Annotated in this window: 7 protein-coding genes; 2 read left to right on the forward strand and 5 right to left on the reverse strand. The window is 47.8% G+C overall.

Translation table 11 applies throughout. The features are described from left to right. Positions 1 to 328: 328 nt before the first annotated feature. The 3 genes from Q4563_RS11605 to Q4563_RS11615 form a co-directional block, all read right to left on the reverse strand. Positions 329 to 865, reverse strand: coding sequence for a DUF3833 domain-containing protein (locus Q4563_RS11605; RefSeq protein ID WP_303604601.1), 537 nt, complete (start codon positions 863 to 865; stop codon positions 329 to 331). Positions 866 to 873: 8 nt separating this feature from the next. Further along, on the reverse strand, positions 874 to 1,764 hold the full coding sequence (locus tag Q4563_RS11610) for a phospholipase A (RefSeq protein WP_303604602.1): 891 nt from the start codon (positions 1,762 to 1,764) through the stop codon (positions 874 to 876). 172 nt (positions 1,765 to 1,936) lie between these two features. After that, positions 1,937 to 2,914: a hypothetical protein gene (locus Q4563_RS11615; RefSeq protein ID WP_303604603.1), complete on the reverse strand. Its 978-nt coding sequence runs from the start codon at positions 2,912 to 2,914 to the stop codon at positions 1,937 to 1,939. A gap of 433 nt (positions 2,915 to 3,347) precedes the next feature. Between Q4563_RS11615 and Q4563_RS11620 the strand changes: the two genes are divergently transcribed. Both Q4563_RS11620 and Q4563_RS11625 read left to right on the forward strand, forming a co-directional pair. After that, entirely contained in the window at positions 3,348 to 4,580 is a 1,233-nt protein-coding gene (locus tag Q4563_RS11620; protein WP_303604604.1) for an efflux RND transporter periplasmic adaptor subunit, read from the forward strand. Beyond that, entirely contained in the window at positions 4,580 to 7,735 is a 3,156-nt protein-coding gene (locus tag Q4563_RS11625) for an efflux RND transporter permease subunit (protein WP_303604605.1), read from the forward strand. The genes Q4563_RS11620 and Q4563_RS11625 overlap by 1 nt, the downstream gene beginning before the upstream one ends. Positions 7,736 to 7,812: 77 nt before the next feature. Here Q4563_RS11625 and Q4563_RS11630 read toward each other — a convergent pair whose 3' ends face one another. Both Q4563_RS11630 and Q4563_RS11635 read right to left on the reverse strand, forming a co-directional pair. Then, positions 7,813 to 8,730: a response regulator transcription factor gene (locus tag Q4563_RS11630; protein ID WP_303604606.1), complete on the reverse strand. Its 918-nt coding sequence runs from the start codon at positions 8,728 to 8,730 to the stop codon at positions 7,813 to 7,815. Then, positions 8,723 to 12,094 (reverse strand): hybrid sensor histidine kinase/response regulator, encoded by a 3,372-nt coding sequence (locus Q4563_RS11635; RefSeq protein WP_303604607.1) that lies wholly within the window; start codon positions 12,092 to 12,094, stop codon positions 8,723 to 8,725. Before Q4563_RS11635 ends, Q4563_RS11630 begins: the two co-directional genes overlap by 8 nt. Positions 12,095 to 12,326: the final 232 nt, after the last annotated feature.

The raw sequence follows: 12,326 nt of genomic DNA on the forward strand, positions 1-12,326 counted from the left end.
ACCCCTTGGGAAGGGATTCGTTATCGTCATCCACAGATAGGTCGGCGGGTCTTGATAATAAGGTTGGTAGCGTGAGTCCCTTGCGCCAAGGTGCATCACCAGCGGGGTGTCAGCCAGTTTGCTGCGTCTGCATTGACTATTATGTGTGTCGGGCTGTGCCATTATCTGCAAATCCTTGAATCGGCTCGCTTTTGTGAGCTTAACGCATGGGACTTTATACACAAACTGGCAGCGAAGTGCCAGATGTGAAAGCAACCAGAGAGTGGGTTGCCTATCAATGCAGGTGGGCGGAGCGGCTGGGGGTGATTACTTAATCGACAAGTAGCGCTTATTCTTCTAGTTTGCGGATTACCAACTGTACGCTCCCGACCTTAAAGCCCCATTTTCTCAGGGTTGACTCGTTCATGACGACGTTTTTATCCACCAGCCACATCCAGTCGTCTACATTAACGGCGAGCTTGCTGTCGTTATAATCGATCATAAGCGTGTATTTCAGGTTTAACGCATTACCTTGAAACTGGCCCTTACCGATGCCTTTCACGTCCCCAGCGGTGGCGTCGAAGCGGCCTTGGTTGGTTGGGGTTAGTGTCCAGTTGCGATACTGAACTTCGCCGTCATCGAATGTAAAACGCTCGGCCAGCGTGCCAATGCCACCCTGCCAACTGGCGTCTATGGTGGCGTCAAAATGCCTTATGGCTTCGCCGGAGCGATTTTTGACCACGCCGTGGGCCACTAGCGGGCCTTGGAAAAACGCTTCGGGTATAAAAGTGGGAGAGCGTTCGGCGTAATCGTTTAGCGTGTGTCCAGCGCACCCCGCGAGCATAAGCAAGGTGAACAATAGGCTGATCGGCTGATAAAAAGACATGGCGAATCCTAAAGTATATCGGTAAAGGTAACGCCGAGCCCGATGGAGCGTGTGCGCGTATTGTAATCAATCAGGCTGGCCCCGTAGCCATTAAAGGCTTTAATATAGCCGCGCACAGTGGAGGTCAGGGGAAACGACCAGCTCAGCTCCCAAGCCCCCTTGTCGGAAAAGGGGCGGCGCGTCATAACGCTGACTATATGATCTTTACGTGCATAAGCGCCGGTCAGTTCATAATTGCCGTAATACTCTTTGATATCTGGATTGTCGTCGTCCTCTAAGTCTTCCGGAATGCGATACCATGGGGATACGTTAAAAGCGAAATTGCCTTTTTCAAAAACGCTGTTTAGCTTGATTCGATTCCAGCTGCGCGACAGATCGCCCGATTGGCCGTTGGATTGGTGGGAAAACACCACCTGATTCATCACATTGCGAAAGCCCAATAGTTCCCAGTCGTTAGCGATGGCTAAAATCAGCTCGGGCTCGTGGTTCGTTTCGCGAAAAGGGCGAGAGACCCCAGTGTTATAGGCCTGCCAAAACGAGCGGTTGGTGTAGGCGACGTACAAATTGCCATTGTTGTGCAGTAAATCCTGAGCGATGAGCACCTTCATGCTGAGTTGAAATTCAATTTCGGTGTGCTGTAAATCGGCGGTTTTCGAATCGACCTCAAGGAAAGGGGTCGTGTTGGGTTGGTCCGTGTAGACGCCGGGCAACACAAAGTTGCGGTTGTGCGGTGTTAATAGAAAGCGGTTTTCGTTGTTGAGCGCCTCAATCGTCATGCGCTTGTGCAATACTTTGGCTTTTTCCGGAACGGCCGGGGTGTCTTCCTCTGTCGATGCAGACTCCAGACAGCGCTGGCGCAGTTCCCCCACCGTGGCCGTATTCTCTGCCGTTGTGGCCAAACCTGCTAAGCATTGGTCTGGGGAATTGGCTGAGGCCCAAGCGCAGGGGCTGAGCAACGCAAGTAAGAAAAGGTGTCTGAGGTCGAATAGCTTCATAGCGCGGGCACTGTAATAAAAGCGCCATTGTGCCGTACCGTTTGGGCAACGACCAGTGCTATTCTCTAATGCTTGCTTAACTGGGTGCGATACCGCTTTCTAACCACTGGTCCATATCGACATCGTGCCAGTGGCTGATCAATTCAATGCCGCTGTCGACGATACTCAAATAGACATCGATAATGTCAGTGGCCAAGTTGTAAATTCGATTACTGTCGGCATTAATGGCACCCTCGTGCAAAATATCGGTTTCCACCATATTCAGCAAAAACATTAACTTGAGCTCATAACTTTTAAGTTGGCTCAGTAAGCCAATATCCTCATCGAGAATACCCTCTAATCGTTTGATTTGATGGCGTAATTTCTCGTTGTTTACCCTTGTACACTGAATAACATAACGCAGTTTGCTGTTATGGTGTGAATCGAGAAACCCGGCGGCGGCCGCATAGGTGCCTAAGGCTCGGATGCGACCAATTTGTTCCACTACGGCTGGCAATAACCGACTGGTAAAGTGCAGTACTTCTAAGTGTTTAAACCGGCTAGGGTAGCTATTGGTTGTGTTCTTGGGGGCGCTGGACTCACCCAGAGCGTCTTGTATGGGTTGTTCTAGCTCTCGTGACAGGCTGGCCATCATGGCCAAAGATTGCTCAATAAGATGACAGTGCAACTCGTAGTTGTCGATTACCGTGTCTTCTTGCCAGTCACGGCTGATGGTTACCCAAGCACTTTTTAAGCTTTGCTGATCTCGATCGCTCAATAAGTTATCACCTGCACTCGCCATGGCCTGTAGTAAAAGAGTTCGTCTTTCCAATTCGGCCTGCAGTTGATGAAACTCTTGATGAAATAAGTTATTGCCACCAAGCAAGCCCATACTCAAGCCGCGATGGCGCTGCGCACCTTTGATGGTTCGATTCAGCTGGCGGATTAAGTTGAGTGCTTCTTGGCGGCGGCGGTAGACCGCGTAATAACGCTGATATAAAGCACTGCTATTGCTTTCTTCTGGTGCGGAGTCCACGTTAATCTGTCCGTTTATTGTGCGTGACTGATGGTTCATCGAGTATGATCCTGCCCCAAGAATGGCAATTTTGGCTTTCTTTGAGGGCTTTTGGTGCACGTTGCCGCGTTTTTCATCTGAATGTTCATGTCTCACTCAGGTTATTTGATTTACTTTAGATTGATTGAGCAATCTGTATGCCAGTATGACATTCGCGGTTTCAGGCGCCAGCGATGTCTAAAACCCGTAAGCTGGCTCCCTACCGCTCAGTAACCCTTCAGGGCTGTGGTCTTTGACAGAGCACGGGCATGGGATGGTGCAATTTAATTGCGCATTTTAGAGGGTTCTTTTATTGCAATTGACTGCCGGTAGGCGGGGAAAAGGGGTATTATTGCCGTCGGTTAATAGTAGTGATGAAGTGCGTTTACGCCAATCATTCAAAAGCTGCCCATCTATCTTTGGTGATAAGGGCTTTCGATAAGGAGCTTTAACAATGCAGACCCCGGGCTTTTTGGGTAGAAATATACGCTGGATAGCGCCTCTACTAATCATTGTGATTAGCATAGCTCTCTTGATATTGATGAAAAGTCTGCGGCCGGAGCCTGCTGCCAAGCCCCCAGTAGATAGTACCGTTTTGGTTGAGACGCGTGAAATAGCATTGTCGGCTAAACGTCTTGATATTCAAACTCAGGGCTTGGTGAAAGCTAAATACTCGACTGAATTGGTAGCTCAGGTCAGCGGTGAGATTATCGAGTTATCTCCAGCCTTTGTGCGTGGAGGTCTGGTTCAGCAGGGCGATATACTGGCGCAGATTGACCCCACCAATTATCAAGTTGCCCTAGAAAATGCGCGCGCCGGTCTGGCCAGTGCTGAATCAGCCCTGGAACAGGAGATGGCTCAAGGGGAAGTGGCGCGAGTTGAGTGGGAGGCGGTTAATGATCGTCCCGCGCCGGCGCTGGGGCTTCGTAAGCCTCAATTAGAGCAAGCTCAGGCACGTGTGGTGGCTGCCCAAGCAGACCTGAAAATGGCTCAAAAAAACCTAGACCGAACCTACATTAAAGCCCCCTATGATGCGTTGATTGTCGAACGTTTGGTAAGTCTGGGAAGTTTTTTGAATGTCGGTGCAAAGCTGGGTCAGCTGATGGACGTTAGCAGTGCCGAAATACGGTTGCCAGTGGCAACCACAGATCAGCAGTTTCTCCCCAATGGGGGTGTCGGTGTTGAGGTGACCTTATCGGACAATACTAGCCCCAATCTCGATGGCGCTAAGTGGCAAGCGCGCATTGTGCGCAGTGAGGGGGTGATTGATGAAAATACCCGCATGCACTATTTAGTTGCCGAGGTGAGTGATCCTTATAACCTCCACGATGCACAAGCCCATTTAGAACCGCTAACGTTTGGTCGGTATGTTGTGGCCCAGTTGGCGGGTATTAACCTGCCCAGCGCGGTGGAGATTAATCGCTCCTTGGTGAAAGATGGCAAGGTGGCTGTTTTGAAAAATGGCAAATTGCACTTTAAGCCGGTTACTGTTGTGCGCCATGATCAAGGGCAAAGTGTGATATCGGCGGGCTTGGCTCAGGGTGATCAACTAATTACCACAGCCATTGAGTTTCCAGTAGAAGGCATGGCATTAAAATTAAGATCCGAAGTGAGTGAGACGCAGTCGGATGACGAGCTTGGTGCGCAAACCAATACACCCACCACAGCCGAGCAGGGAGACGCCTAATGGAGTCGGCTGCAGATACTCGTAAAGGCGTTATTGCTTGGTTTGCCCGCAACAGTGTAGCGGCAAATTTATTGATGATTGTATTGGTGCTAATGGGGCTGTACAGCGCCATGACCATTCGTAAACAGATGTTTCCACAAATGGAAATTAACTGGATTAATATCAATATTACCTACCGCGGTGCGGCCCCTCAGGATGTTGAAGAGGCCATTACGGTAAAGCTGGAAGAAGCTTTGGCCTCGGTGCAGGGTATTGAACGCTTGATAACTCGCTCCAACCGCGGCAATGCCAGTGCCAGTATCGAGGTAATGGAAGAGTATGATGCGCAAGAAGTACTGGATGAGGTGAATACAGCGGTAGATTCTATTTCCAGTTTTCCCGACGGTATGGAGCGACCGCAAATCAGCCGGGTTAAATATCGCCAAGAGGTTATGTATGTCTCATTGTATGGCGACCTTAATAATTTTGATCTAAAGCGGCTGGGTGAAGAGGTTTATAACGAGTTGCGCGCCTTGCCCGATGTTAGCATTGTTGAGTATTACAGCGGCGCCAACTATGAAATAGCGATTGAAGTCAGTCGCGACAAGCTGCGCGAATATGGGTTTACTTTTCAAGAAGTGGCCCAAGCGGTACGCAACTGGTCTACGAATCAATCGGCTGGCGAAATACGCGCTGAAGATGGATTTATTTCTGTACGGGTAGAGGATCAGGCCTATATAGGCGAAGAGTTTGAACGCTTACCGCTGCGTACTTCCGCCGATGGCAGTAAAATTTTATTGGCCGATGTGGCAGATGTTAACGATGGTTTTGAAGAGGGAATTAACTACACCAAATTAAATGGCCATAATGCAGTTACTTTTTTTGTCGGTGCGACAAAAGATCAAAGTATTACCGATGTCTCCAGCACCGTAAAAGGCTACCTTGCCGAGCGCAACCAAACCTTGCCCGATGGCGTGGAAGTGGCTTCTTGGGTCGATTTTACTTATTACCTTAACGGCCGCTTGAACATGATGTTGAGCAATATGTTTTGGGGTGGTTTGTTGGTGTTTGGCATTCTCGCGTTATTTTTACGCATGAAGCTTGCCATGTGGGTCATGCTGGGGTTGCCAGTAAGTTTTCTCGGAGCTTTGTCTTTCTTACCCTTAAGTTGGATTGATGTCACCATTAATGTGGGTAGTTTATTCGCCTTTATTATGGTGCTCGGTGTGGTGGTGGATGACGCCATTGTTATCGGTGAAAGTGTGCACAGCGAAGTCGAAGAGCGCGGGCAGAGTATTGATAATGTGATTCGCGGCGCTCAACGAGTGGCTACCCCCGCCACCTTTGGAGTGCTAACCACCTGTGCGGCATTTATGCCGATGGTACTGGAGTCCGGCCCCTCTGCGGCGTTTGCCCATGCTATCGGCTATGTCGTGGTCTTGTGTCTGCTCTTTTCCTTGGTGGAATCCAAATTAATATTGCCCGCTCATTTGGCTCATATGAAGCCGGCAAAAGCCAATGACACAAGCCCTATTGCCCGTGTGCAAAATAAAATAAGTTCATTCTTGCAATATTTTGTCGACCACTACTACACACCAGGGCTTAAATGGTCGATGCATTATCGCTACATCATTATGGCGATTTTCACCGGTGTGATATTACTGACCGCTGGTATGTTTATGGCGGGCGTTGTGAAGTTTGTGGGTATGCCCAAAGTGCCGCACGATTTTGCCACAGTGAATATTGAAATGAATCCCAGTGTGCCGGAACAGGTCACCATGGAGGCCATGCTATCCATCGAGGCTATGATTAACAAAGTTGAAGGCGAGATTGAAAACGAGTTTAGCCATCCTATGGTGGAAAAGCTCTATGTCTCGATGAAATCCCGTACCACGGCCGAGGTTCAGGCTAAGTTGGTCGATCCGGAAGTCCGTCCTTTGGATACCTTTGATTTGTCGGCCCGCTGGCGCGAGAAGATGCCCCAGATCAGTGGCTTGAAAAGCCTGACGGTGGTAGACAGTGTCCAAATGGCACCGGGCGGCAGTAATGGCGATGTCAGTTTTCGGGTGGTAGGGAAAGATATATCGCAGCTGCGCTTGGCCGCCGCAGATATTCGCCGCGCCATGGGTGAGATTGATGGCGTATACGAAATTCAGGACAGTGAGCAGCAGGGTGTTAAGGAGGCTCGGTTTACCTTAAAGCCTGTGGCCTATAGTTTGGGGCTAACCACTTCTGAGGTGGCAACCCAGGCCGCGTTTAGCTTGTACGGTATTGAGGCTCAACGCATTGTTCGCGATGGAGAAGAGATACGCGTTATGGTGCGCTACCCCGAAGGTCAGCGCAACGCGATTGATGCTGTTAACGAAGTATTAATAACCACCAGCACCGGCCACAAAGTGCCATTGCAAGAGGTGGCTGATATTGCTTTGGTTGATGGCGTGAATCAAATATACCGTGAAGATGGTAACCGCACGATTACGGTGTGGGCCACTTTGGACTTTGAAAAAGTACAGCCTTTGGCGGTAGCGAACAACTTACGTAAAGGTGTCTTTGGCGATATCGAGCGTCATTACCCCAAGGTCACTTTGGAGGAGTCGGGCAGTTTAAAGGATGAACGCGAAACCGTGTTTAACTTCTTCATTAATATTGCCACCATTTTAATGATGATCTATATATTGCTGGCACTGCCACTGCGCTCCTATATTCAGCCGTTAATGATTATGTCGGTGATTCCCTTTGGCGTTATCGGGGCTATATGGGGGCACATGATAATGGGCTATGATTTCAGCCAGTTGTCGCTGTTTGGTATCTTTGCGACTATAGGCGTGGTGGTAAATGACTCATTGGTATTGGTCGATTACGTCAATAATGCCCGCAAAGGTGGCGACACTTTGCAGGAGGCTGTGGTCAAAGCGGGGCGGCGACGGTTTAGGGCGGTTATCTTAACCTCGATGACGACGTTTATTGGCCTGTTGCCGATTATGTTTGAAAGTTCACTGCAAGCAAAAATTGTGATACCGATGGCAATCTCTTTGGCATTCGGTGTTCTGTTTGCAACGTTTGTGACTCTGCTCTTGGTGCCGATACTGTATTTGGTATTACACGACGTTACAGCGGGCGGCCGCAAATTACGCCATTGGTTTTTACCGTACCGGTCGGCCAATCAACGAACATAAGTCAAACGTGTTGCTACTGCTAGCCATAGTGTGAGTTGTAGCGGTAATGGGTGCTTTGCCGATAAGAAATTGTCGGCTTATCCCTTGCTGGCAAGAGCACGAATTGCCATGGCAGCGGCTGATGTTCTGTTTTCGACCCCCATTTTTTTAAATATTTGCTCTAAGTGTTTGTTGACGGTTCTTGGGCTCATCTCAAGGATTTGGCCAATTTCGCGGTTGGTTTTCCCATTGGCTATCCACAATAGTACGTCGGCCTCACGTACGGTGACCTTAAAGCTGGTGCGTAATAAATCGCTGTAGTTTTCGTTGCTGGGTTGATCGGAAAGTCGCAGTAAAAATTCATTCTCCCCAATCTCTGCTAAATATTCGACGCCGACAGTGCCGTCAGCATTGTCGAGTTGCATTTTATGCCCCGTCGAAGGCGAGTGCTCCAACCATGTTTTTAATGTGTTGGAAAGCTGTGCCGGGCTATTTGTGTCTGCCGGTTGAGCTTGCGCTAAGATTTGATAGACCCTGGGGGTTGCCCATAAGGTATCCCCGTTTTTATTGATGGCAAACAGTGTCTGCCCTGCAGCTTCTAGGGCCATTCTGGCGCTTTGGGTCATACGAGCGTTGGCTAGATGAACATGCATTCGTGCGATAAGCTCCGATGCATTAATTGGCTTGGTAATATAATCTACGCCACCAGACTTCAAACCCATAACGACATTCTCAGTGTCGCTAAGACCCGTCATAAAGATAATCGGCACATCCATTAATTTTGGTTGTTCTTTAAGCGCGCGACACGTTTCAAAGCCGTCCATATTGGGCATAATGGCGTCGAGTAGAATAATGTCGGGAGTAATATTCTGAGTGATTGTAATCGCTTGGCTACCTTCCAGGGCGACCAAGACGGTCATGTCTGCTTCTTCTAGGACATCACTGATCATACGAATACTGTCGATGCTGTCATCGACAACTAGGACGACATTTTTTTTATAGGTTTTGTTATTCATTTTCAGTTGCCTTTAACATTGAAATCAGGGATTCAAATTGAAAGTTATTGGCCATTTCTACGGCTTGATCATAAAAAACTCTGCTGCACTTTCCCTGAGCCATTAAGTTGTTTAATAGTTGGATTATGCCTCCTTTATGCCCGATAATGGCTAAATCTTTTATTTTTTCTCGTGTTGCCTCATCCAATAATACTGGGCTGTGCTCAATGACCGTTTCTTGATTTGCCACATCTTGATCGTGAACCGGATGGTATTGCCAGTTCAAATTCAGTTGCTCACCAATGGTCTCTAATAAATTGTGGATGTTGATCGGTTTTACCACATAAGCATTATGATGAGATTTATCTATAGTGTCAGTATGAGTTTCACGTGCATCGGCTGAAACCATAATAATAGGGCAGGTCAGCCCACTGTTACGTAATTGTTCCGCAATTTGCCAGCCATTTAATCCGGGCATGGATATGTCAAGCATGATTAAATCAGGCTGAATGTTATGGGCAGAGTCAACCGCCATAAGTGAGTTATCGACCAGCTCAACTCGAAAACCTAATGGTGTAAGAGCGGCTTCTATAAGCTGCCGATGGGATGCTTCATCGTCAACGACCATAAGGGTCTTACGTGGCTCGGCATAACCAAATATTTGTCGATCTGGCTGTGGTAGTTGGCTCGGTGAGTTTGTGCTGGAAAGCATCAATGCCAGCCTAAACTGAGTGCCTTTGCCGACTGTACTGGTTAGTGACAGATCACCACCCATTATATCTGATAATAGTTTAGAGATGGTGAGTCCAAGGCCGGTACCAGTGACCGAAGAACCCGGCGTTTTCACCCGTTCAAAAGGTTGAAAGATACGCTCTATATTATCCTCAGAAATCCCAACCCCTGTATCGGTAACCGAAAATTCGGCCACTTGGCTGCGATAGCGAATATTAAAGATAATTTCGCCTTTCTGGGTATATTTTACCGCATTGGATAACATGTTAATCAAAATTTGGCGCAATCGTTTTTCATCTGTTTTAACAAATTCTGGCAAGGCTGTCTGTTGAATATAATCAAACTTTAAGCCCTTAGCTTCTGCCTGCAGGCGAAACATGTGCACTAATTGATCAATAAGCTGGGGTAGGCGTACTTGCTCGATATGCAAATCTAATCGACCGGCTTCGATTTTAGAAATATCCAGAAGTCCTTCAATTAAGTCGCCTAAATGTTCACCACTACGGCGGATGACAGAAATTGCATTGCGCCGGTTAGGTGGAATATTAGGGTCTTTTTCTAACAGCTGGGCGTAGCCTAAAACAGCGTTCAGAGGAGATCGAAGCTCATGGCTAATGCCCGCTAAATAACGACTTTTAGCATTATTGGCCGCCTCAGCGGCCTCTTTCGCTCGTTGTAGCTCTCGATCGGTTTGTTCGTGAGCGATGATTTCTTCTGTTAACAATCGGGTTTGCCGTTGTGACTCCTCTTGCGCGACGACACGACTTTCATGCGCGAGTACGGCGAGCCAGATGACAATCCCTGTAATGATGACGAGAAGGAAGAAGACTTTCCAGAGTGTGAGGGCTGTAATAGGGGTAGGAGATTGAAAATAGATTAATGATAATAATAATCCTGAAAACCCATTAATAACGGTCAATAACCCAAAAAAATGCCCAATGCGTGAATTAATAGTGGGTGTTAATGAGGCGGGTAAAAACTTCTGAATAAAATTCTTCGCTTGAATCCAATACCCAGCGCCGGGTTTGCAGTAATCACCGCATCTGGCATCTAATGAACAACATAACGAGCAGATGTTGCCTGCGTAAGCGGGGCAATAGCTGATATCTTCTTTTTCTAAGTTAAGTTCACAAATACAGCAAATAGCCGTTGATTGGGTATTGTCATAATAATTAACGTCCGTGGCGATAAAGGGTCTTGCTATGTAATATCGACCTTTCGTGATCCAGGCAATCATCGGCGCAGCTATTAATGCCGTGATTAAAGTAATAAAGTGAGCGAGTGCCTTAGCCGTTTCGCCGGCATTATTGGCGTAACACAGCATGCCTACAATACAAGCAAGCACCATGGCCCCACAGCCAACGGGGTTTATGTCGTATAAGTGGGCTCGTTTGAATTCAATATGCTTAGGGGAGAGCCCTAAGGGTTTGTTGATCGTTAAATCGGCAACTAAAGAGCCAAGCCAGGCGACCGCAACAATCGCATAAAACCCCAGTGTTTGCTCTAATGCCTGGTAGACACCAAGCTCCATTAAGAGCAGAGCAATGCCAACATTGAAGATAAGCCATACCACGCGCCCGGGGTGGGAGTGGGTGAGTCTGGAAAAAAAGTTAGACCATGCTATGGAGCCGGCGTAAGCGTTGGTTACATTGATTTTAAGCTGGCAGAGAACAACAAAGACGCCGGCAATACCCAGCGCTACCTGTGGAGATTGGGTGATATAGCCAAAGGCCACCATGTACATTTGAGTCGGGTCAGTAGCATCAATTGAATTAATGCCATGTTTAAGCGCCAGTACGGCTAAAAAAGAGCCCGCGAGCATCTTTATAGTCCCTACGATAATCCAGCCAGGCCCCGCTGCTAGGGTGGCGAACCACCACTTTCGTCGACTTTTCTTATTGTTTTTAGGTTCAGGGATAAAACGAAGAAAATCAACCTGCTCACCAATTTGAGCGATTAGGGCAAACATAATGGCTGCCGCAGACCCAAACATGACAATATCAAAACCAGCATTGCTCTGTTCTGGGCTGACAAATTGGGTCCAGTCGGAGACAGAGCTGGCGTCGGCATAGATAATAAAGATAAAGGGTAATAGTTGCAGGGTTAGCCAAATTGGCTGTGTCCAAATCTGAAAACGGCTGATAAAGGTTATGCCATAAATAACCAAGGGTATAACCACAACTGCACTGATAAAGTAACCAATGGCAAGGGGGATAGCGAATAATTGGTCTAGCGCCATAGCCATAATGGCGGCTTCTAAAGCAAAAAATATAAAGGTAAAGGATGCGTAAATAAGCGAGGTGATAGTTGACCCGATATAGCCAAAACCGGCTCCACGGGTTAATAGATCAATATCGACACCATACTTAGCCGCATAATAACTGATGGGGATGCCCGATAAGAATATGATCAAGCTGACCGTTAAAATGGCGGCTAGAGCATGTATAAAGCCATAATGCATCGTTGCCGTTGCACCAATAGCTTCTAGCGCCAAAAATGAAATTCCACCTAAAGCGGTAACAGCTACCCGGCTAGCGCTCCAGCGTCTCGCGCTTTTGGCAGTAAAGCGTAGTGCGTAATCCTCTAAGGTTTGGTTTGCGACCCAGCGATTGTAGTTTCTTCGAACCCGAAATATATGTTGTTTTGCTGTCATAGCTCACAGATTGTTATTGCATAAGTCGGGCGAAAACAAAACGCCCCATATTGGGTCGAGCGCCTAGCGAGGCGCCCCAAATTGGTGCTGTATGCGGTTAAGGAAAAAGATTGAATCCACGTAACATCTACTTCCTTTAGTAGCGTGGTATCCGCTAGTCCTCCTCTCCTCAATTCTTGTGCCATAAATCGTTTTTTGGGGAAAAATTTTGCTCAGACCGTACTCGCCTTAA

The organism is Gilvimarinus sp. 1_MG-2023 (genome assembly GCF_030548285.1).